This window comes from Flavobacterium helocola (genome assembly GCF_038289885.1).
Lineage (GTDB): Bacteria > Bacteroidota > Bacteroidia > Flavobacteriales > Flavobacteriaceae > Flavobacterium > Flavobacterium cheniae.
The window spans coordinates 201002-224271 of sequence record NZ_JBBYHT010000005.1 but is presented as its reverse complement, the minus strand read 5'-3'; the positions used below and the strand labels follow the sequence as shown (position 1 = coordinate 224271).

General features: G+C 32.4%; 24 protein-coding genes. 9 read left to right on the top strand and 15 right to left on the bottom strand.

The genetic code is table 11. The features are described from left to right. Together lpxK and AAEO58_RS11400 are read left to right on the top strand one after the other, a co-directional pair. On the top strand, positions 1-1014 hold the full coding sequence (gene lpxK, locus AAEO58_RS11405; protein WP_341683503.1) for a tetraacyldisaccharide 4'-kinase: 1014 nt from the start codon (positions 1-3) through the stop codon (positions 1012-1014). Further along, positions 986-1798, top strand: a complete 813-nt coding sequence (locus AAEO58_RS11400; RefSeq protein WP_264368285.1) for a purine-nucleoside phosphorylase — start codon at positions 986-988, stop codon at positions 1796-1798. The genes lpxK and AAEO58_RS11400 overlap by 29 nt, the downstream gene beginning before the upstream one ends. Here AAEO58_RS11400 and AAEO58_RS11395 read toward each other — a convergent pair. The 8 genes from AAEO58_RS11395 to recF form a co-directional block, all read right to left on the bottom strand. Further along, positions 1773-3983, bottom strand: a complete 2211-nt coding sequence (locus AAEO58_RS11395) for a tetratricopeptide repeat-containing hybrid sensor histidine kinase/response regulator (protein WP_341683502.1) — start codon at positions 3981-3983, stop codon at positions 1773-1775. The two genes, AAEO58_RS11400 and AAEO58_RS11395, sit on opposite strands and share 26 nt — an antisense overlap. A 59-nt stretch (positions 3984-4042) precedes the next feature. Further along, complete coding sequence (gene gap / locus AAEO58_RS11390; RefSeq protein WP_341683501.1) at positions 4043-5059, bottom strand: type I glyceraldehyde-3-phosphate dehydrogenase; 1017 nt, start codon at positions 5057-5059, stop codon at positions 4043-4045. 131 nt (positions 5060-5190) lie between these two features. Continuing rightward, positions 5191-6066: a lipoyl synthase gene (lipA, locus tag AAEO58_RS11385; protein ID WP_111567673.1), complete on the bottom strand. Its 876-nt coding sequence runs from the start codon at positions 6064-6066 to the stop codon at positions 5191-5193. An 83-nt stretch (positions 6067-6149) separates the two neighbouring features. Further along, a complete protein-coding gene (locus AAEO58_RS11380) occupies positions 6150-6713 on the bottom strand; it encodes an RNA polymerase sigma factor (RefSeq protein WP_290820882.1) in 564 nt (187 codons plus the stop codon). Beyond that, entirely contained in the window at positions 6704-7813 is a 1110-nt protein-coding gene (locus AAEO58_RS11375; protein ID WP_341683499.1) for a glycosyltransferase, read from the bottom strand. Before AAEO58_RS11375 ends, AAEO58_RS11380 begins: the two co-directional genes overlap by 10 nt. Before the next feature lie 12 nt (positions 7814-7825). Beyond that, entirely contained in the window at positions 7826-8029 is a 204-nt protein-coding gene (locus AAEO58_RS11370; protein WP_133610600.1) for a membrane or secreted protein, read from the bottom strand. A 383-nt stretch (positions 8030-8412) separates the two neighbouring features. After that, positions 8413-9456 carry a UDP-N-acetylmuramate dehydrogenase gene (murB, locus tag AAEO58_RS11365; protein ID WP_341683561.1) on the bottom strand — a complete coding sequence of 348 codons (1044 nt, stop codon included), beginning with the start codon at positions 9454-9456 and terminating at the stop codon, positions 8413-8415. 1 nt (position 9457) lies between these two features. Further along, positions 9458-10537, bottom strand: coding sequence for a DNA replication/repair protein RecF (gene recF / locus AAEO58_RS11360; RefSeq protein WP_341683498.1), 1080 nt, complete (start codon positions 10535-10537; stop codon positions 9458-9460). Positions 10538-10672: 135 nt separating this feature from the next. Here recF and AAEO58_RS11355 point away from each other — a divergent pair, with 135 nt between their 5' ends. From AAEO58_RS11355 to AAEO58_RS11325, 7 genes are all read left to right on the top strand, one after another. Further along, a complete protein-coding gene (locus AAEO58_RS11355; protein WP_341683496.1) occupies positions 10673-11458 on the top strand; it encodes a tetratricopeptide repeat protein in 786 nt (261 codons plus the stop codon). A gap of 2 nt (positions 11459-11460) precedes the next feature. Then, a complete protein-coding gene (gene ribH, locus AAEO58_RS11350; RefSeq protein WP_133610592.1) occupies positions 11461-11946 on the top strand; it encodes a 6,7-dimethyl-8-ribityllumazine synthase in 486 nt (161 codons plus the stop codon). 116 nt (positions 11947-12062) lie between these two features. Next, positions 12063-12356, top strand: coding sequence for a hypothetical protein (locus tag AAEO58_RS11345; RefSeq protein WP_341683495.1), 294 nt, complete (start codon positions 12063-12065; stop codon positions 12354-12356). Next, the gene (gene mutL, locus AAEO58_RS11340; protein WP_341683494.1) at positions 12356-14212 is read left to right on the top strand and encodes a DNA mismatch repair endonuclease MutL; all 1857 of its coding nucleotides are present in this window, start codon (positions 12356-12358) and stop codon (positions 14210-14212) included. The genes AAEO58_RS11345 and mutL overlap by 1 nt, the downstream gene beginning before the upstream one ends. Further along, positions 14212-15009 (top strand): rhomboid family intramembrane serine protease, encoded by a 798-nt coding sequence (locus AAEO58_RS11335; RefSeq protein WP_341683559.1) that lies wholly within the window; start codon positions 14212-14214, stop codon positions 15007-15009. The genes mutL and AAEO58_RS11335 overlap by 1 nt, the downstream gene beginning before the upstream one ends. A 35-nt stretch (positions 15010-15044) precedes the next feature. Next, positions 15045-15902: a rhomboid family intramembrane serine protease gene (locus tag AAEO58_RS11330; RefSeq protein WP_341683492.1), complete on the top strand. Its 858-nt coding sequence runs from the start codon at positions 15045-15047 to the stop codon at positions 15900-15902. Between the two features lie 3 nt (positions 15903-15905). After that, positions 15906-16946 (top strand): endonuclease/exonuclease/phosphatase family protein, encoded by a 1041-nt coding sequence (locus tag AAEO58_RS11325; RefSeq protein ID WP_341683490.1) that lies wholly within the window; start codon positions 15906-15908, stop codon positions 16944-16946. Between the two features lie 2 nt (positions 16947-16948). Here the strand turns inward: AAEO58_RS11325 and AAEO58_RS11320 are convergent, their stop codons facing one another. From AAEO58_RS11320 to AAEO58_RS11290, 7 genes are read right to left on the bottom strand one after another with little or no spacing between them, the layout of a single operon-like run. Then, positions 16949-17560, bottom strand: a complete 612-nt coding sequence (locus AAEO58_RS11320) for a WbqC family protein (RefSeq protein ID WP_341683488.1) — start codon at positions 17558-17560, stop codon at positions 16949-16951. A gap of 33 nt (positions 17561-17593) precedes the next feature. Next, positions 17594-17962 carry a four helix bundle protein gene (locus AAEO58_RS11315; RefSeq protein WP_026724841.1) on the bottom strand — a complete coding sequence of 123 codons (369 nt, stop codon included), beginning with the start codon at positions 17960-17962 and terminating at the stop codon, positions 17594-17596. Between the two features lie 29 nt (positions 17963-17991). Then, positions 17992-19713: a signal peptidase I gene (gene lepB / locus AAEO58_RS11310; RefSeq protein ID WP_341683485.1), complete on the bottom strand. Its 1722-nt coding sequence runs from the start codon at positions 19711-19713 to the stop codon at positions 17992-17994. A 36-nt stretch (positions 19714-19749) separates the two neighbouring features. After that, positions 19750-20457: a 4-hydroxy-tetrahydrodipicolinate reductase gene (gene dapB / locus AAEO58_RS11305; RefSeq protein ID WP_341683484.1), complete on the bottom strand. Its 708-nt coding sequence runs from the start codon at positions 20455-20457 to the stop codon at positions 19750-19752. Positions 20458-20501: 44 nt separating this feature from the next. Further along, a complete protein-coding gene (locus AAEO58_RS11300; protein WP_341683483.1) occupies positions 20502-21062 on the bottom strand; it encodes a DUF5683 domain-containing protein in 561 nt (186 codons plus the stop codon). Beyond that, complete coding sequence (locus tag AAEO58_RS11295) at positions 21062-21961, bottom strand: ParB/RepB/Spo0J family partition protein (protein WP_341683482.1); 900 nt, start codon at positions 21959-21961, stop codon at positions 21062-21064. The genes AAEO58_RS11300 and AAEO58_RS11295 overlap by 1 nt, the downstream gene beginning before the upstream one ends. An 8-nt stretch (positions 21962-21969) precedes the next feature. Continuing rightward, on the bottom strand, positions 21970-22734 hold the full coding sequence (locus AAEO58_RS11290; protein ID WP_341683481.1) for a ParA family protein: 765 nt from the start codon (positions 22732-22734) through the stop codon (positions 21970-21972). Positions 22735-23270: the final 536 nt, after the last annotated feature.

Sequence of the window (23270 nt, the reverse complement as noted above, 5' to 3'; positions counted from 1 at the left end):
ATGAATTTCCTTCGAAAAATACTTTTCCCTTTGGCCTTTTTGTATTGGCTCATTACGTTTATCCGAAATTGGCTTTACGACAAAGGCATTTTCAAGAGTTCTTCTTTTGATATTCCTATCATTGCAGTTGGAAATCTTAGCGTTGGCGGAACCGGAAAAACACCTCAAATCGAATATTTAATCCGATTGCTTTCTGATAAATATAAAGTCGCTGTTTTGAGTCGCGGTTACAAGCGTACAACCGAAGGTTTTATTTTAGCAGATAAAAATGCAACTGCGAGTTCAATTGGTGATGAACCATTTCAGTTTTATTCTAAATTTCCAAATATTCAAGTAGCGGTTGATGCAAATAGAAAAAACGGAATTGAAAATTTATTACAACTTTCAAACAAGCCTGATGTTATTTTATTGGACGACGCTTTTCAGCACAGAAAAGTAAAAGCAGGATTTTATATTTTGCTTACCGCATATGACGATTTGTTTTGCGATGATTATATTTTGCCTTTCGGGAATTTACGCGAATCTTCTTCAGGTAAAAAAAGAGCGGATATGATAATTGTCACAAAATGTCCGAATGATTTGTCCGAAATTGCACAGCAGAAAATCAGAGAAAAGTTAAAAGTAAAGCAGCAAGTTTTCTTCACCACAATTCAGTACGACGATTTTGTTTTTGGAAATGATAGTCAATTGTTGGTTTCTGAAATTCAATCAGAAGGTAAAGTGTTGGTTGCCGGAATTGCAAAACCTAAATTATTCTTCGATTTTCTAAAAAATGAATCTGATGAAACTTTGGTTTTCCCAGATCATCATCATTTTTCGAAACAAGATTGTGAGCAAATTTTGGCAAAAGCCAATGGAAGAGAAATAATTACAACAGAAAAAGATTTTGTTCGTTTAAACGGATTATTGCCTAAAGAGCAATTGTTCTATTTACCAATAAAATCTGCTTTTTTAAATACAAATATTGATAAAACGATAGAAGATTATGTGGGACAAAGTACAAGAAACAGTTAGTTATATTAAAAATAAAACCAATTTTACTCCAGAATACGGTGTGATTTTAGGTTCAGGATTAGGCGGATTTACTGCGGATATTACAATTGAACATACATTACCTTATACGGAAATTCCAAACTTCCCTGTTTCAACCGTTCAAGGCCACAAAGGTGCTTTGGTTTTTGGAACCATTCAAGGAAAAAAAGTGGTGGCCATGCAAGGGCGTTTTCATTTTTATGAAGGTTACGATATGAAACAAGTAACGTTTCCAGTGCGTGTAATGAAATATTTAGGTGTTGAAAAATTAATTGTATCCAATGCTTCGGGTGGCGTAAATCCATCTTATAAAATAGGTGATGTTGCAGTGATTACAGATCACATCAACATGATGCCTGAACACCCATTACGTGGTCATAATGATGAACGTTTTGGACCAAGATTCGTTAACATGAGTGAACCGTATTCAAAAGCGATGAATGCTAAAGCATTTGAATTAGCTAAAGAACTAAATATCGATTTAAAAAAAGGTATTTATTTAGGTTTACAAGGGCCAACATTTGAAACCCTTGCTGAATATAAAATGGTAAAAGCTTTAGGAGCAGATTGCGTAGGAATGTCAACCGTTCCTGAAGTGATTGTAGCGCGACATATGAATATGGAATGCTTTGGTGTTTCTGTAATTACCGATATGGGTGACGAAGAGAACATCGAAGAAGTAAATCATGAAGAGGTTTTACAAGCGGCTCAAAAAGCAGAACCTCATGTAAGAAACTTAATTAAGAATTTGATTGCTCAGTACTAGTTAAGTATTTGGTAACAACCGTATAGAAATGCTCTGGTTCAAAAGGTTTGGTGATTACTTCATTCATACCATAGGACAAGAGCATTTCTCTGTTTTCATTCAAAGAGATTGCTGTTAATGCCACGATAGGAATATTACTGTTGAATTTTCTGATTTCGCTCGTGGCTTCCGTTCCATTGATTCCAGGTAAGTGAACGTCCATAAGAATTAAATCGTAATCATTTGCTTTTGCATCTTCGATGGCATCTTCACCATTGTCAATAATATTACAAGAAATGCCTCTTTTTTCAAGCATTTTCTGTGTAATCATTTGGTTGATTTTGTTGTCTTCAACTAAAAGAACTTTTTTCTTATTCAGTAAAGTTAAGTCTGGCTTAGCTTCTATTTCCTTAGTTTTATTAGCTACTCCTTTTTCAAATTCTAATTCAAAACTAAAAGCACTTCCTTTGCCAGATTCACTCGTTAAGTGAATTTCACTTCCCATTAATTCTAAGATTTTCTTCACAATCGAAAGCCCTAAACCTGTTCCGCCATAAGTACGATTAATTTCAACCGAACCTTGGCTAAAACTATCAAAAATAGCGTCTTGTTTGTCTTTTGGGATACCAATTCCGTTATCTTTTATTTCGAAATATAACGTTACATTATTTTTAGTTTCTCGTTTGTTTTTGATGGTACACCACACATCTCCATTCTTACTAAATTTAATAGCATTATTTAATAAATTGATAAGAATTTGAGATAATTTAGTTGGATCGCCTTTTAAATTGTAATCAATAGATTTATCAACATTCAGGTGACATTTGATATTGTTTTCGTGAATGAATTCTTTGAATGAAATAACGATGTTTTCAGTTAACTCGGAAAGATTAAAATTAATTTTTTCAATCACCACTTTATCAGATTCTAAACGATTGATTTCTAATATATCATTGATGAAATTTAATAGATAGTTTCCTGAAAATTCTAATGATTTCAAGTAATTCAACTGACTAGCTTTTGGTTTTTCTTGTAATAAAAGATAAGTAATACCATTTATGGCATTTAAAGGTGTACGAAGTTCGTGACTTACGGTTGATAAGAAATCGGCTCTGGCTTTAGAAGCTCTTTCTGCTTTGTCTTTTTCAAGGGTTAATTCTCTATTTTTTTCTTTTAAAAGTTTATTGGTGCTGATTCTGATTTTATTGTTTTTATACAAAGACAAACTCAATAAAGATAAAATAGAGATAAGCGCAATACTCAAAATACTAATTAACTTTGAGAATCGTAGGGTTTTTTGTTGGCTTTTTTTCTCTTTGTCTAATTGTTCAATCGTTTTCAATTGCTTATCAAACTGAATTTTATCAACCGTGTTTTCAGCGACATAACTATTGTAATATTTTCCAATAGAATCTGTTAAATCGGCATATTTTTTTAGATATAAATTAGAACTTGAAATGTTTTTATTTTTTTCATAAGTAGCACTAAGTAGTTTGTAAATGCGCTTAGTTAATTGAAAATCATTGTTATTTGTTTCGTTAGTTTGATTGGCAAGGTTTAAATAGTTAATGGCTTGGGGATAATTTTTCTTATTAATTTCAATTTCTCCTAACTGAATATAAGCTTCTGTTTTTGTACTAAGTAAAGCGTCGTCACTAATGTTTTCTACAACACCTATTAATATGTTACTAGCTTCGTTATAATTGCCTTTTTCTTTTTTAATGATGGCTTTTTGAAGGTTAATTAACTCAATCGCTTCAAGGAAATTTAATTTTTTATAAATAACCGTTGCTTTTTCAAAATAGATTTCAGCAAAGGCAATGTTGTTTTTTTTAAGGTAACATTTTCCTAAACCGTAATAAGATAGCGCAATATTAGATTTAGGTTCACTTTTGCTGTAAATACTAATGGCTCTAATGTAATAATCAATAGCTAAATCATTTTTTTCAAGTTCGTAAAAAATGGTTGCTAATTGTAAATAAGAATCGGCAAGTTTGTTGTTTAAGTTATTTGCTTTGGCATATTCAATTGCTTTTTCAGTATAAAGAATAGCTTTTGTATAGGATTTTTTAGCTTCTTTATTGAAAAGACCAATCTCTAAATAGTAGTCGGTACTATCGCTTATTTTTCCTGCATCTTTGTAGACAGACTGCGTGTAACCATTTATAGTTACGAGTAGAAATAATATGAAAAGTTGTTTAATCAAGAAATGCCTGAGTTAAATTTAACCCTGCAATTTAAAGTTTTTTAGCGATAATAAAAACTTTATTTTTTAGAAACGAATGTAATTAAGTCAATTAATCGCGAAGAATAGCCAATTTCATTGTCATACCAACCTACAATTTTAACCATTTTGTCTATAACAGATGTTAATTGTGCATCAAATAAACAAGAGTTTTGATTGCCGATAATATCCACAGAAACAATAGGATCTTCCGTATAATCTAAAATTCCTTTGAAATTAGTTTCAGCTGCTTTTTTAAAAGCTTGATTGATTTCTTCAATAGAAACTTGTCTTTTTACATTAAAAGTAATATCGGTCAACGAGCCGTCAGGAACAGGAACTCGAATACCGCAACCACCGATTTTTCCTTCTAATTCTGGAAAAATTTTAGTCAATGCTTTTGCTGCGCCAGTCGTTGTTGGAACAATAGATTGAGAAGCGCCACGAGCTCTGCGTAAATCTTTATGTGGTTGATCGTGTAAACTTTGGTCGGTAGTGTAGGAGTGAATTGTTGTGATGTACGCTTGTTCCACTTCACACAATTCCTGAATGATTTTAATCATCGGAGCTGCGTTGTTGGTCGTGCAACTTGCATTAGAAATAATAGTTTCGCTTCCGTCTAAAATGTGTTCGTTTACACCTAAAACTACGGTTTTTATTTCATCCACTTCAGAAGGTGCGGAAAGAATTACTTTTTTCGCTCCAACTAAAATATGTTGGTTAATATCTTCAAACGTTTTGAATTTTCCCGTCGATTCGATAACAATATCTACGTTTACCGATTTCCAATCTAAATTTTTGATTTCTCTTTCGTGAAAAAACAAAAATGATTTATCATCAATGATAATCGAATCATCAGAAAAGGAAACCTTACGATTCAAAACACCGTGAATGCTATCATATTTTACCAAATGCGCCATTGTTTTGTTATCTGCAATGTCGTTGATGGCAACTACTTCGATAGTAGGATGATTCAAAAGCAATCGGAACAAATTACGTCCAATTCTTCCAAAACCATTAATAGCAATTTTTATTTTTGTTTCAGGTTTTATATTCATACAGTCGCTTTGCTCTGGTCAATGTTTTTGTTTCAAGTTTCAAGTTTCAAGTTGAAAAGTTAGTGTAACCAAGTTTATTTATTTGAATTTGGGATTTAAAAACTTCCAGCATCCATCATCCATCTTCCCGCTTAATGAATATGTTTCTCTGCATGATAAGAAGAACGCACCAAAGCGCCACTTTCCACATGTCTAAAACCTAATTCTTTTCCTATTTTTTCGTATTTCGCAAATTGTTCTGGCGTGATGTATTCTTTAACCGGTAAATGTTTTTTACTTGGTTGTAAGTATTGACCAATGGTAACAATATCCACTTTTGCATCAGCTAAATCGTGTAAAACTTGAATCACTTCTTCTTCCGTTTCACCTAAACCTAACATGATGCCCGATTTTGTTCTTTTAATACCTTGCTCTTTCAAATAACGCAACACTTCCAAACTTTTTTCATATTTCGCTTGAATACGCACTTCACGAGTCAATCGTTTTACGGTTTCCATGTTGTGAGAAACTACTTCTGGAGCTACTTCTATAATTCGGTCTAAATTTCTTGTGTTACCTTGAAAATCTGGAATTAACGTTTCTAAAGTAGTATTTGGATTCATTCGACGAATCGCTTTCACGGTTTCTGCCCAAATAATCGAACCCATATCCTTTAAATCATCACGGTCAACACTCGTAATAACGGCATGTTTGATGTTCATGATTTTGATAGAACGCGCTACTTTTTCAGGTTCATCCCAATCCACTGTTTCTGGGCGACCGGTTTTTACACCACAAAATCCGCACGAACGCGTACAGATATTTCCTAAAATCATGAAAGTTGCCGTTCCTTCGCCCCAACATTCGCCCATATTAGGACAACTTCCCGAAGTACAAATCGTATTCAGTTTGTATTTGTCTACTAAACCTCTAAGTTCGGTGTAGTTTTTACCTGTTGGTAATTTTACGCGCAACCATTTTGGTTTGGGTTCTCTTGGTGGAAAAACATTATCAATAGCCGTGTCCATAATCAAAATTTTGATGGACAAAGATAATTAGAAATGGCGGATTTCTATAACAGATTGTAAAGTTTTAAGATTTGTTTAGAAGTTTACTTCCCCGAAATAATCTCCGCTAACAATTTCTTAGCTCTTAGCAGTTTGATTTTGATGTTATTTAGCGGTTCATCAATTTGTTCTGCCATTTCTTGATAGGTCATTTCTTGAAAATAGCGCATTTGAATCACTTCCTGATAAGCAGGTTTCAATTGTTTGATATATTGTAGTAATTGGGCTAAATTTTGCTCGATAATTAACTCATCTTCGGCAGAATTGGAATCATCGGCAACGCTGTAGGCTTGATGGTCTTCTTCGTCATTCATTTCAATAAATAAAGACGATTTCTTTTTGCGAAGCATGTCGATATGAACATTTTTTGCAATCGCAATCAACCAAGTATTAAAACCATATTCGGGATTGTATGTTGAGATTTTATCAAATGCCTTTGCGAAAGTTTCAATCGCTATATCTTCGGTATCTGTTTCGTTTTCGGTGCGTTTTAGCATGAAACCGTACACTTCATTCCAGAAAAAATCCAATAAAAAGGTAAAAGCAACTTGGTCTCCCTTTTTTGCTTTTTCAATGTTTTCTTGAATAATTACCGAATTTACTTCCAATGTACAGGTTTTGAGATGAGGTTTCTAAAAAATACGCTTAGTTGAGTAAAGATAAGTACAATTTCGATAATTGGATACCAATACATCACATCTTTTTCTTTTAATTTTCCAGCGGCATAACCTAAAGAAATCCAAGAAAATAAATATCTAAAAACGATAATTCCAGTCACAATCATCCATTGGAATTGAAACGCCAATAAAATAATCGCCAAAACTAAAAACCAAAACTGACTAAAGAAAAATAATCCCAATTGAAATTTATCAAATCCTTTGTAGAATTTGGCAGTAGTAGCGTGTCTTCTTTTTTGGTAAACCCAAGACGAAAAAGTAGTTTTTGGTTCCGAAAAAGTAAAACTTTCTGGAGTATATAAAATCGCCGTGTTCTTTTTTGTTGCCGCTTGATTGATAAATAAATCATCATCGCCCGAACGAATTTTCATGTGATCCATAAAACCACGAACGTTAAAAAATTCTTCTTTTTTGTAAGCTAAATTTCTCCCAACACCCATATAAGGTTTGCCAATTTTTGCCCAAGAAAAATATTGTGTAGCTGTCAACATCGTTTCAAAACGAATGATTTTGTTTAGGAAAGAATTCTTTACTTTTTCGTAAGCACCATATCCTAAAACAATTGTTTTTTCTTTTGTGAATTGAGTTGAAATTTGCAACAACCAATCGTTTGAAGCAGGATAACAATCCGCATCGGTAAATACTAAATACTCGTTTTTTGCGGCTTTGATTCCCAAGGTTAACGCGAATTTTTTATTACCCCAAAAGGCTTCTACATTTTCAACCTTTACTAATTTCACATTCGAATATTGTTTTTCGTAACTTTCAAATAATTCCAAAGTTTCATCGCTCGAAGCATCGTCAATTAAAACAATTTCGTAATCAGGATAATTTTGAGTAACCAAAGTTTGAAAATATTTTTTGATATTTTCTTCTTCGTTTTTAGCACAAACAATAATGGAAATAGGTAAACGTTTCGGAGTTCCCTCAGTTTTTTTACCAAATGAGAATTTTCCGAAAATAAAAAGGTAATAAATAAATTGAATAAACACGATAACCGCAAAAGCGATTAAGAGTATTGTTAGTATCATAAATGGGTAAAATTATGCGTGCGATTCTTCGTTGCAGTCTTTCATTTGTTCTGGAGTTTTTCCGCAATAGCTGCAGTTTTCTCCATCTTTATTCAAAAACGGACTTTGGCTAGCACAAGTTCCTGCAAATTTTCCGTCTTTTTTTGCCCAAATTTTTATCGCGATACCTGCAAACGCAAGTCCTAAAAGTCCAATGGTTACTAATACAAGTTTCATCTTTTTCTATTTTGAACTGCAAATTTACAAAAGAAAATTCAAATCAAGTTCAGAATTTAAACGCAAAGTTCGCAAAGTTTTTTCGCAAAGCACGTAAATAATTCTTTAATACTTTGGTTTTATAATTAAGGTTTTAATTCTCGTATAAGTAAAACGTCTCTGTGTATCTCAAATCAATACCATCAAAATCAAAAAAACTCGTTGAATCTCTGTGAAATAATGAAGTAAGTTTAGCACGCGGATGAAACTGATTTGCTAATGCAAAACGCAGATTTAAGCGGATTTCTTATGTTGTCTATGAAAAGTGTAATACCTAAAATCAACACAAAGCAAATCTAATGTGCCTATGTGTTTAAAAAGATACAAAGATTTTAAACTCCCAACTAAATAATATTCACTTCCGCTTCTATTGCAATTCCAAATTTTTCTAAAATGGTTTGTTGAATATTTCTCGAAAGGGCTACAATTTCGGCTCCAGTTGCCGTTCCATAATTCACTAAAACCAAGGCTTGATTTTTATGCACGCCCGCATCACCAAAACGTTTTCCTTTAAAACCAGCTTGTTCAATTAACCAACCCGCAGGAACTTTGACTTCAGTTTCAGAAACTACATAATGCGGCATTTCTGGGTGAAGTGCTTTTGCTTTTTCGTAAGCGTCTTTTGCTATAATCGGGTTTTTGAAGAAACTTCCACTGTTACCTAATTCTTTAGGGTCTGGTAATTTGCTTTGACGAATGGCAATTACTGCATTGCTAACGTCTTTTAGAGTTGGGTTCTGTATGTTTTGATGTTGTAATTCGGTTTCAATTGCTCCATAAGTGGTAGAAACTTTATGATTTTTCTTAGTCAATTTGAAACAAACTGAAGTGATAATATATTGATTTTTCAATTCGTTTTTGAACACGCTTTCACGGTATTCAAATTTGCATTGTGCATTAGTGAAAGTTTCAATTTCTAATGTTTTCAAATTCAAAGCATCGCACGAAAACATGGTATCTTTGATTTCAACACCATATGCGCCAATGTTTTGAATAGGAGTTGTGCCAACATTTCCTGGAATCAATGATAAATTCTCAATACCACCAAAATTTTGATCAATACACCAAAGTATAAATTCGTGCCAGTTTTCACCAGCTTGAGCTTTTACAATGGCAAAATCATCGTTTTCTTCAACAATTTCTCTTCCTTTTAAATTCACATGAACGACTAATTTTTCGATGTCTTGTGTTAAAAGCATATTGCTTCCGCCACCCAAAATAAAAATATCATCGTTTTTTGTCAATACTTCTTTCAATTCTGCAATCGAGCTTACCGAAACAAATTGTTTGGCTTTAGCTTCAATTCCAAAAGTATTGTAATTTTTTAGAGAGAAATTGGTTTGAATATTCATAGTAGAATAATTTTTTTCAAATGTAGTATTATGAATTTTAAATTGGAAATATTTTATACGATTGATGCGTTTCTTTGATGATCAGTTCTGTTCGTTCTGCATGAGTATCAGAAATAAAAATTTGTCCAAAAACGGCATCATTCACCATCGTTACAATTTTTTGCACACGTGTTTCGTCTAATTTATCGAAAATATCATCAAAAAGAAGGATTGGTAATTCGCCACTTTGTTTTTTCATGAATTCGAATTGCGCCAATTTTAAAGCAATCAAAAATGATTTCTGTTGGCCTTGCGAACCAAATTTCTTAATTGGGAAACCATCTATTTCAAAAATCAAATCATCTTTATGAATTCCAGCGCTGGTATATTGAATAATTCGGTCTTTTTGAAGTGATTCTTCTAAAAGAGATATTAAATCTTTTTCAAATAGTTGACTTTCGTATTTTAAAGCAACTTTTTCATTTCCGCCCGAAATATTGGTGTGATGTTTTTCGAAAATTGGAATAAAATCATTTAAAAATTGTTTTCTTTTTTCGAAAATCAATTGTCCAGAATTACTCAATTGCTCGTTATAAATCGATAAATTATCCGCATCAAAAGTCTGATTCAAGGCGAAATATTTTAATAAAGCATTTCGTTGCGCTAACGTTTTTTGGTATTGAATAAGTAATTGCAAATACGTATTGTCTAAAGTTGCAATTACGCTATCAATGAATTTCCTGCGTGTTTCGCTTCCTTCCACAATCAAATCAGCATCAGAAGGTGAAATAATTACCAATGGAATCAAACCTAAATGTTCGGAAAGTTTTTCATAGACTTTGCCGTTTCGTTTGATGGTTTTTTTTTGTCCTTTTTTTAAGCTGCAAACAATTTTTTCTTCTTTGCCGTTTTTTTCAAGTAAAGCATCTATCACGAAAAACTCTTCGCCATGTCGGATGTTTTGAACTGCTAAAGGGTTGAAATAGCTTTTGCCATAAGCCAAATGATATATTGCATCTAAAATATTAGTTTTTCCAACGCCATTTTTCCCTACAAAACAATTAATCTTAGCGTCAAAATCAAAATCGATTTGGGCTAAATTTTTATAGTTAAGAAGCGATAATTGTTTTAAAAACACAATAAATATACTTTGATTTTGGACTAAAAATAGGACTTAATGCAAAAGTAAATCGAATTTGTTAAAAATATATACTAAAATGGTTTTTAATTTTAATAAAAATTATATTTTTGCACCTCATTAAATTTAATATAAATGGCAACATATAACAAAAGAGGATACAAAGCTCCAAAACCAGAAGAAGCTAAAGTTGAAAACGAGTTTGACGAAGTAGAAGCAGTTGATGTACAAGATAGTACTACGGCTGAGGTTTTTAATACTTTAGACGAGAAAGCTTCAAGAACTGAGGAGTGGGTAGCTAAAAATCAAAAAGTACTATTAGGTATTGTAGGTGCAATTGCGATTGGAACTTTAGGATATTTATTATTCAATAGATTTGTTGTTGAGCCAAAAGAAGAAAAAGCAGCTAACGAAATTTTCCAAGCACAACAATATTTTCAACAAGCTGTTGATGCTACAGAGAAAAATGATTCTTTATATAATTTAGCACTTAAAGGTGGTGAGGGTAAATTAGGTTTCTTAGGAGTAGCTGAGCAATACGAAGGTACTGCAGCTGGAAACTTAGCTAACTACCACGCGGGTATGGCTTACTTAAACTTAGGTGATTTTAAAAATGCTATTACTTATTTAGAGAAATTTAAATCTGATGATGCTATTTTAAAACCAATCGCTTTAGGAGCTATCGGAGATGCTTTATCGGAAACTAATAAAGTGGATGATGCAATTGCTCATTACAAAAAAGCAGCTGAAGCTTCTGAAAATGATTTCACTACACCAAGATATTTATTAAAAGCAGCTCAATTATATTTAACAGCTGGTAAAAAAGCTGAAGCTCATGCTTTATTTGTAGAGATTAAAGAGAAATATGAAACTTCTAAAGAAGGAATGAATATTGACGCTTTCATTGCAATGACTGAATAAGAATGGCAACAGAAAATAAAAATTTATCTAATTACGATAAAAACACAATCCCAAACGCGAAAGATTTTCGGTTTGGGATTGTTGTTTCAGAATGGAACGAAGAAGTTACCGAAGGTTTATATAACGGAGCTTTCTCAGCTTTAACAGATTGTGGTGCTTTACCAGAAAATATCATCCGTTGGAATGTGCCAGGAAGTTTCGAATTGATTTTCGGAGCACGTCAAATGCATGAAAAATTAGAGTTGGATGCTGTAATCGTAATTGGCTGTGTAATTAAAGGTGAAACCATGCATTTCGAGTTTGTATGCGAAGGTGTTACACAAGGAATGAAAGATTTAAATCTTTTATATGATGTACCAACTATTTTTTGTGTGCTAACCGATAACAACATGCAACAATCGTTAGATAGAAGTGGAGGTAAACACGGAAATAAAGGTGTAGAAGCGGCTATTGCAGCAATTAAAATGGTAGATTTGAATAGAAAATAAAAGGATTTCCTTTAAAATCAATATACTAATCCCGATTTTTATCGGGATTTTTTTGTTAACAAAAATTTGGAGGTTAAAAGCGTAAAAATCCCTAAATTTGAAAAAAATAATGCGACATGATTAAGTTTGGAAAAGGTAGAATGCCAAAAAATAAGCAATTCAATTATACACCACGTCATTATCAAGGAAAAACAGTTGATAATCCGTTTGATTTTGATTCACCTATTCGTCGTGATAGAGATGGAGTGAGTTATAATGATTTCAGAGGTCAATGGCAAGATGCACGTGATAGTAGTCGTAACAGAAAAAATAGATCTTTCAATATGCGTGTTATTATCATTGCCTTAATATTGGTTTTGATATTTTTCTTTATCATTGATTTTGATTTTTCCATTTTTAGAAGAAAATAATGGCGGCTAGTATTATTCAACTTTTACCCGATCATGTTGCCAATCAAATTGCTGCTGGAGAAGTCGTTCAACGACCTGCTTCTGTAGTAAAGGAGTTGTTGGAAAATGCCGTTGATGCTAAAGCTACCGATATCAAATTAATAGTTAAGGAAGCTGGTAAAACCTTAGTTCAAGTTATCGATAACGGTTTAGGTATGAATACAACTGATGCGCGTTTGTGTTTCGAGCGTCATGCTACTTCTAAAATTCGCCAAGCTGAAGATTTATTTGATTTACATACCAAAGGTTTTCGTGGAGAAGCATTGGCTTCAATTGCCGCAATTGCGCATGTAGAAATGAAAACCAAACAAGATCAGGAAGAATTAGGAACGCATATCGTAATTGAAGGCAGTAAATTAGTAACTCAAGAAGTGGCCGTTTTGCCAAAAGGAACTTCGTTTGCGGTTAAAAACCTTTTTTTTAATATTCCAGCGCGAAGAAATTTCTTGAAATCGGAAACGGTAGAATTTCGTCATGTGATGGATGAATTCCAACGTGTAGCAATGGCGCATCCGTCGATTTCATTTACGTTGATTCACAATGGAAGTGAGTTGTACAATTTACCAAGTTCAAATTATCGTCAAAGAATCGTAAATATTTTTGGTGGAAAAACCAATGAAAAATTAGTGCCTGTTTCAGAAGAAACAGAGTTAATCAATATTACAGGATTTGTTGGAAAGCCCGAATTCGCTAAGAAGGGTAGAGGCGAACAGTTTTTCTTTGTAAATGACAGATATATCAAAAGTGCGTATTTGCATCATGCGATTATGAATGCCTATGAAGGTTTGCTAAAAGAAGGCAATCAACCGAGTTATTTCTTGTATTTGCAAGTGCCTCCACATACGATTGATATCAACATACATCCTACCAAAACCGAAATTAAGTTCGACGACGAACATTCGTTATATGCTATATTGCGTTCGGCTGTAAAACATAGTTTAGGACAATTTAATGTGGCGCCAGTTTTAGATTTTGAACGAGATTCTAATTTAGATACGCCATATCAATACAAAGATAAAGAAGCCGATTTTCCTACGATTCAAGTAGATTCTAGTTTTAATCCATTTGCTACTGATAAACCAGCTGCTAAATCGCTTTCTTCTTTTGGAAGTTATAAAAGAGAAACCACTACTGCAAGTTGGGAAAGTTTATATGTAGGATTAAAGCAAGAAACACAAGAATTAGAACAGTTTTCATTTGAAAGCGAAGAAGTGACTGGAAAATTATTTGATGATGAGGTTGAGGAAACAAAATCTTCTTCGACTTATCAAATTCATAAAAAATATATTGTAAGTGCTATAAAATCAGGCATGTTAGTAATTGATCAAGGTAGAGCGCACCAACGTGTGTTGTATGAACAATTTCTGACAAGCATTACGGTTCAAAAAGCGTCGAGCCAGCAATTGTTATTTCCTTTGGAATTGTATTTTTCTTCCGAAGAAATGGTTTTGTTGAATGAATTACAATCGTCGTTAGAAAATACAGGATTTGTTTTTGATGCTTTCAATAGCGATTCAGTTCAGATTTCGGGTTTACCCATTTTAATGGCAGAAAGCGAAGTTTCAATTGTTTTAGAAGAGTTAATAAGCAATTTACAAAACGAAATTCCGGAAAGTAGTTTTTCACAAAGTGATAGTATTGCCAAATCAATGGCAAAAAGTATGGCCGTAAAAACAGGAACGTATTTAACAGGAAAAGAACAAGAGAATTTAGTAAATTCGTTATTTGCTTGTAAAGATCCAAATGTTTCTCCTTTTCAAAAACCCACATTTATTACCTTAACGGTAGAAGATTTAGATAAAAGATTTGCTCTATGATGAATAATATGACCGATACCGTAAAACAGTTATTAATTATTAACGTTTTATTTTTTATAGGAAGTTATTTAGTGCCGCAAGCCAATGAATTATTGTCGCTTCATTATTTTGAAAGCGATGGATTTAAGTTTTGGCAACCGATAACACACATGTTTATGCATGGAAGTTTAATGCATATTTTCTTTAATATGTTTGCTTTAATTTCTTTTGGAAGTGCATTGGAACATTTTTGGGGAGCAAAAAAGTTTTTGTTTTTCTATCTTTCTTGTGGATTAGGAGCAGCCATAATTCATTCAGGTGTGAATTATTATGAAATACATTCGTTATTGAACCAGTTGGAAAATGCTTCAATATCATCGGCTGATATTCATACAATTTTGAATACCGATTTTGTTAGCGGTAATCAATATTCAGGAAAGTTATTATATGAAAATGCAGTGTCAACTTTCGATAGATTAAAAATTAATGATTCCGATTTTGGATTGTTATTTAATGCTGCTGTAAAAACACAATCGGCAGCTGTTGGAGCTTCTGGAGCTATTTACGGTTTATTGGTGGCTTTTGCTTTTATGTTTCCTAATGCGGAGTTGATGATGATGTTTATTCCGGTTCCTGTAAAAGCTAAGTATTTTGTACCTGTAATCGTATTGTTAGATTTGTTCTCAGGTGTAACAGGATTCAGTCTTTTTGGAGGTAATATCGCTCATTTTGCTCACGTTGGTGGTGCTTTGATTGGTTTTGTTATGATGTGGTATTGGAAGAAAAATCAGTACAATCAAAACCGTTGGGATAGATAGTTTTTAGAAAATAGAAATAAGAACAAAGAAAAAAGATGAACATTTTAGACGATTTAAAACTACAATATAAAACAGGAGGTATGGTACAAAAGTTAATCTTTTGGAACATAGGTTTCTTCTTGTTTTCATTGGTGTTTTTTTATAGTTTTTCTGCTGGGAAATTTCAAATTCCAACATGGATTGCTTTGTCATCTGATTTAGGTACGTTCATTAGAACACCTTGGACATTAATCACATTCAATTTCTTTCATGCGGGATTTTTGCATTTGTTTTTTAACTTGATGGTGCTTCATTTTTCTGGACGCTTATTCAATACCTATTTTACAGATAAGCAATTGTTTGGTGTGTATGTTTTAGGTGGAATTTTCTCTGGAATTACATTCGTTTTGTCATACATTTTTATTGGAAAAGCAGGCCTGTTAGTTGGTGCGAGTGGTGCTATTATGGCCATTTTAATTGCTACAGCTACTTATGCACCTTTTATGTTGTTGCGTATTCCGTTAATTGGAATTGTAAAATTATGGCATGTGGCTTTTGTGATTTTATTAGTAGATTTAATCCAAATGCCGTTAGATAACACTGGCGGACATCTAGCACACCTAGGCGGAGCTTTATTCGGTTTTATCTACATAAAATTATTGCAATCAGGTACAGATATTACGAAGCCTTTTTCAGCTTTATTAGATGCTTTTGCAAATCTTTTCAAACCAAAAAAGAAAACACCATTTAAAAAAGTGCATCGCAATACAACAAAAAATGGCGTAAATTCGTTTAAAGAGAATAAAGACATGACTCAAAAGCAGATTGATGATATTTTAGATAAAATCAGTAAATCGGGTTATGATAGTTTAACAAAAGAAGAAAAGGAATTCCTATTTAAAGCAGGAAAGTAATACATGCAAAAACAAAGTTGGTTAAGTAAATTAATGTTTTTTCTTAATATAGTTCTAGCTGTAGTAACTTTTGTTGCTTATTCTTTGCCTTTTTTAGCGCCAAAAGTTTTTCCGTTTTTAAGTGTTTTAACATTAGGATTACCTGTTTTTTTATTCCTTAATTTTTTCTTTTTTGTCTATTGGTTGCTTCAGTTAAAGCGTTATGTTTTGCTTTCTGGGTTTGTTTTGTTATTGGGAATTACGTTTGTAAATCGATTTTATAAATTTTCTGAAACCAATATAACAGCTGAAAATACCGATTTTAAATTAATGAGCTACAATGTTAGATTGTTCAATTTATATGAATGGTTACCCAATACAGATGTGCCTGAACAAATTTCAAAATTCATAGTGGAAGAACAACCTGATATTTTGTGTTTGCAAGAATTTTCTCCAAACGAATTGGTTTCGAAATCGTTCAACTTTAAATACAATTTTACAAAATTGTACGGTGGAAAAAATAAATACGGACAAGCTATTTATTCTAATTATAAAATAATTGACGAGGGAGAAATTGAGTTTCCAAATTCGAGCAACAATGTCATTTTTGCGGATATTGTTAAAGGTAAAGATACCATGCGTGTATACAGTATGCATTTACAATCCATAAAAATTAGTACTGATATTCATGAAAAAATTGATGAGGAAAAGTCAAAGTTTATTTTCAAACGCTTAAGCGAAGCTTTTACTGTGCAGCAACAACAGGCTGAATTGATTAAAAAGCATTTTGAAGATTGTAAATTTTCAAAAATTATTTGTGGCGATTTGAACAATAGTGCTTTTTCGTACGTGTATCGAACCATTAAAGGAGATATGAAAGATGCTTTTGAACAAGCTGGAACAGGATTTGGTAAATCGTATAATTACAAATATTATCCTGCTCGAATTGATTATGTTTTTGTAGAAGAAAACATTGAAGTAAAAGAATTCAAATCAATTGAAACTTTCCAACAAAGTGATCATTTTCCGCAAATTACACGTTTGAAAATCGGAGAAAAAGAGTAATGCTAAAGTTGTTGTAGTTTCAAATAATCAACAGCATATCTACCATCGTTAAACAACAAATCCAGAATACTTAAATTATTGATAAAGCCATGTTTTTCATTGAAAACCTGTGTGTATTCTTCTATTTGAGTAGTGTCTTTTTTTCCGTTTACTAAATGTCTGAAATCACTATAATCAGGAACTTCATGGAAGAATTCAGTAGTTTTTTTGGGTTGGATATTTATTCCTAATGAATCGTTTACTAATTGAAAAACTTCTAAATTTAAATCCATCAAAAACTCATGTTTCTTTTCAAATAACGGACGAAAATCATCTTCAAAGTATTCAAAGAAAGGTGAAGTTCGGTAAGCGGCTTCTAAGGATTTAAAGTGGTTTTTCTGCCATCCAAAATCGTTTTCAATACGAACATCTTTGTATTTCTGATGTTTTTCAACAGCATGCTTTACTGGAACATTCAGTAATTGAATTCCGTTTGGACTATAAATATACATCCTATTTCTGTTGGTTTGTTTTTGGAAATTATCCTCCATTTCAAAAGTAACTGAATCCGCCTTAATCATAGCAATATAATGACTAATCGATGGAAAATAAGTTGGATGTATTAGGATGTTCATTTGAAATATTAAATTGTTTAATCGTTAAATTGTTTAGTTTTTATCTTTTAAGATATAATTTCTTAAGGAATTCAATTTATTAGTAATGCTATTTATTTGATTCCTACAGTTTGAATAATTGGTTTCACTAATATATTCTAATTCATAAGAAAGTATTAATTGGTTTAATACTTCCATTGTTGAACTGTAAGACATAGAAATGAAATGAGCTTTGTCTTTATCTGAAATTCTTGAAGTTCCTTCTGCAATATTTGAGCAAATTGATACAGAAGCTCTTCTTAATTGAGAAACAAGTCCAAATTTTTCACTATCCGGAAAAGACAGAGTTAAATTATAGATTGATTTTGTCAATTCTTTTGACTCTATCCAAACGTCTAATTTCTCAAATGAAAATTTATGCATTCCTTTTAAACAATTAAACGATTTAATAATTAAACATTATTCTCTTCTTTCTTTTTCTTCTTTTTTCTAAAATAATCAAAAGCAAAGTAAGCTGCTAAAGCAATTAAGAAATATTGGAAATACGATTTTGGTTGTCCATCACCGCTAACAGTTGTAAATAATCTGTCCCAACGGATACTCCAATTTTTAAGACCATCGTTGATACCATCAATACTCATCCAAATAAAAATTGGTTTTCCAACGATATGATCAGCCGGAACAAATCCCCAATAACGTGAATCTAATGAGTTATGACGATTGTCTCCCATCATCCAATAGTAATCTTGTTTGAAAGTATATGAAGTTGCAACTTGTCCGTTGATACGAATTTCATCACCGTTTACTTTTAAATCATTTCCTTCGTATTCACCTATTACTTTTTTATAAAGCGGTAAGTTTTCTTTGTTTAAGGCTACGATTTTTCCAGCTTCTGGAATATAAATTGGGCCCATGTTATCTTTGTTCCAACTATTTTTAGATGAAGGTTTTCCATCTAGAATATCTGTAAATATTCCATCTTCAGCTTCCTTACTAATTTGACGTTTTACAAAACTAATTCTACTATCAGATTTTAATTTTTCAAATTTTTCAAAAGTAAGATTTCCATAGAAATAATTGGGTGAAATCATTAAACCTAACTTATTGTAAATTTCTTGATCAATTTGTCCAGTTATAGCTGTAGTTAGGGTGTCTCTTGATATTTCTTCAAAAGCATATTGACTAATTAATTCATTTTTTAATTCGGGTTTGTCCCAAATTTCATTTTTAATTTCAAATAGAGGGTAACCCTCAGAAATCTGATAAAATTCTTTTAAATTATCAATAGAAGCATCTTTTGATTTTATTAGATAAAAGTATTGTGGTTTTGCTCTTTCTGGAAGAATTGATTCTTTTCCGTTAATAAAAATAATACCATCTCTGATTTCAAAATTATCACCAGGAATAGCCGTACAACGTTTTACGTAGTTCGTTTTTTTATCGATTGGTTTGTCATATCTTTTATCAGCCGCTTTGTACATATGAAATAAAGTATCAGCTGGCCAGTTGAAAACTACAATATCATTACGTTCAATTTTTTGTAATGCAGGAAAACGGAAATAAGGCAATGAAGGCTTAGCAGTATATGATTTTACTTTTACAATAGGTAAAGTGTCATGAACCATCGGTGCAGCAATTGGTGTCATAGGAGTTCTTGCTCCGTAATGAAATTTACTCACGAATAAAAAGTCACCCACCAATAACGATTTTTCTAACGATGATGTTGGAATCGTATAAGGTTGAATAAAATACGTGTGAACTAAGGTCGCAACAACAATTGCAAAAGACAATGAACCCAAAGTATCCATTGTTTTGTTTGGTGCCGTTAAATCGCGATTGGCATGATAAGTAGTTTCTTGAGTGTAATTTACGTAAGCGATGTAAAATCCTAATGTAACAACACCTAAAACCATATCAACAGTTGATTTTTTACCAAAAGTTCTCAGCGTTTCAATCCAAATAATTGGGAATAAAAACAAGTTAATAACTGGAATAAAAAGCAATAAAATCCACCATTTTGGTCGGTTAATGATTTGCATTAATACAATTCCGTTATATACTGGAATAAATGCTTCCCATGCTTTTCTACCTGCTTTTACATATAATTTCCAAGTTCCAATTCCGTGAATTACCTGAACTAATAAGATAAAGATTAACCAACCTGATATTTCCATTTTTAATATCGTTTACTTGTTAAATTGTATAATTGTTTATTTTGAGTTTAAACCCAAAACATCTTTCATAGTGAAAACCCCTTTTTTTCCAACCAACCATTCGGCAGCGACAACAGCTCCTAAAGCAAAACCTTCTCTGCTGTGAGCGGTGTGTTTGATTTCGATTTGGTCCACTTCACTATCATAAAAAATACTGTGGGTTCCTGGAACGTTTTCAATGCGTTTTGCTTCAATGCGTATTTCGTTACTAATTGGAGTTTCTAATGTCCAATTAGAATAATCAGTATGTTTGATAACGCCTTCTGCTAATGTAATGGCTGTTCCGCTTGGTGCATCTAATTTTTGTGTGTGATGAATTTCTTCCATTGAAACGTTGTATTGTTTCAAATTGGCCATCATTTTGGCTAAATATTCGTTTAATTCAAAAAACACATTTACGCCTAAACTAAAATTAGAAGCATAAATAAAACTTCCGTTTTTAGCTTCACATAAGCTCACCATTTTTGGATAGTCTGCAACCCAACCTGTAGTTCCTGAAATAACAGGAATTCCATTGTTTAAACATTCCGAAATATTTTCAATGGCGCTATCTGGAACACTAAAGTCGATAGCAACATCAGCATTTAATAAACCTTCAAAAGTGTTATTTTGGTCTTTTTTTAATACGATTTCATGACCTCTTTCTAAAGCTATTCTTTCAATAACTTTTCCCATTTTTCCGTATCCTAAAAGTGCAATTTTCATAGTAGTTAGTTGTTGGATTGATAGAATTGTTACCCAATATTTTGTTAAAAACTATAGGTTAATGTCATTCCGTAATTGAATCTGTAATCCATTTGATTTTGATTCATATCGGGTTTAATCGATAGATTGTCATTAACATTGAATTGCATTAAATGCGCATCGATATTAGCATCTACTATATTTAAGATATAAATTCCAGCTGTGATTAATGCAGACAAATCTCTGTTTCTTTGGTGGAATTTTTGAGCACGAATTAGTCTATCGTTGTCTAAACTTCCATAAATAGGATGATTAGGGTTAGAAGTTCCATCTAATCTTCTTTTGTATTCGTCTCTGTATTCGTGATATTTATTTTGATTGAAACTGTAATAGTAAATTCCAGCACCTAAACCAGCATAAACAATCGGAATTTTCCAATATTTTTTATTATACGCTTGACCTAAACCAGGAACAAGTGCCGAATAAAAAGCGGCTCTAGCTGGGCGATTAGGATCAATAACTGCTTTCACGGTGTCTTTTGGAACCAAAGAAATCTCTTCTTGTGCTCTCCCTTCAAAACTTAGAAAAAGACAAGTTAAAATAAATATGTATTGAAGTTTTCTCACTAAGAATTAATTAGTTTCAAGATACGATTAAAGTCTTCTTCGGAGTGAAATGGAATTGTGATTTTTCCTTTTCCATTACCAGCAACTTTAACGTCAACTTTTGTTCCGAAATAGTTAGCAAAAGCTTTTTTCTCATCTTCTTTGATGTCAAATGAGTTGCCTTTTGCAGGTTTAGCGGTTTTTGGTTTTAAACTATCTTGATAATTTTTAACCAAAGCTTCTGTTTCTCTAACCGAAAGATTTTGAGTTACTACTTTATGATAAATATCGCTTTGAACATCTTGATCGTCAATGTTAATCAACGCTCTTCCGTGTCCCATCGAAATAAAACCATCTCTCATTCCTGTTTGAATAATTGGATCTAATTTCAATAAGCGAAGATAATTGGTAATAGTTGAACGTTTTTTACCAACGCGCTCACTCAATTCTTCTTGCGTTAAATTGATTTCTTCGATTAAACGTTGGTACGAAATAGCAACCTCAATTGGATCTAAATCATGACGTTGGATGTTTTCCACCAAAGCCATAACTAATGATTCGTTGTCATTTGCTAAACGAATGTAAGCCGGAATCGTTTTCAATCCGATTAATTTAGAAGCACGCAAACGTCGCTCTCCCGAAATTAATTGGTAGTTATTGAAATCTAATTTTCTAACAGTAATGGGTTGAATTACGCCTAATTCTTTAATCGATTTGGCTAATTCTTGTAACGTTTCTTCGTTGAAATTGGTTCTCGGTTGAAACGGATTAATTTCAATCGATTCAATATCTAATTCAATAATATTTCCTACTACTTTATCTGCGTTTTTGTCCTCAACCGATTTGATATCGTTTTCAGGATCTTTCAATAAAGCCGATAATCCTCTTCCTAAGGCTTGTTTTTTTACCGCTTTTGTCATCTTCTCTATTATTGATTTTTCTTAATAATTTCTTCAGCCAAGTTCAAATAATTTGAAGCTCCTTTACTCGTAGCGTCATAGTTAATTATGCTTTCTCCAAAACTTGGTGCCTCGCTCAATTTGATATTTCTTTGAATAATCGTTTCAAAAACCATATCGTTAAAATGTTTTTGAACTTCTTCAACCACTTGGTTCGATAAACGTAAACGAGAATCGTACATGGTTAATAACAATCCTTCAATATCTAAATTTGGATTATGTATTTTTTGAACACTTTTAATGGTGTTTAATAATTTTCCTAAACCTTCTAATGCAAAATATTCGCACTGAATTGGAATAACCACACTATCGGCAGCTGTTAATGCATTCAATGTTAATAATCCTAAAGAAGGAGCACAGTCAATTAAAATATAATCGTATTTATCTTTTACGCTTTCTAATGCTTTTTTTAGCATGTACTCGCGATTTTCTTTGTCTACTAATTCAATTTCGATAGCCACCAAATCAATATGAGCCGGAATCACCGAAACATTTGGTGCCGAACAAGAAACGGTTGCTTCTTCAGGTGTTGCGCTATGTTCTAGAACTTGATACGAACCAATTTCCACACTTTCTACATCAATTCCTAAACCTGAACTAGCATTAGCCTGCGGATCAGCATCGATTAAAAGTACTTTCTTTTCTAAAACACCCAGAGACGCCGCTAAGTTTACAGATGTAGTTGTTTTACCAACACCGCCTTTTTGATTGGCAATTGCAATGATTTTACCCATTTGATAGTTAAAAATTTTAAGTGGTAAAAATACAATTATTTATGGTTTTTTCAAGGCAATTTTGTTAACAATGGGTTAAAGTGTAACTTAACTGATTTAGAGACAGAAAAATACCGAAATAAAAATATTTTGAAGCCACACTTTAGGCGTTTTTTAAACGTCGTTTCCCGCTTTCCGTTACAATAATTTTGCAAAAGTTTTTTAACATTTACAAAATGGATTTTCACTACAATCGGGGCTAGATGCAATCGTTTGGGAATAAAAAACAAAAAACACGAAGATCATTCGTGTTTGGAGGTGTATTAATCACGCTTTGGTGAATTTTTTTTATTTCGTTTATCTTCTTTTTTCTCTTTTGCGGTTTTCAAAGGTTCTTTCTTTGCGGTTTTCTTCGCGTCTTGACTTTTTGCCATAATTTCTAGGTTTTTAGTAAATGTAAGCTAAAAAGTAATACCAAGAGGTTGAAAAATTTATTTTTTAGCGCAAAATAGTCAAGTTTTTCGCAATGTTCGCAAAGATTTTTACACAAACTTGTA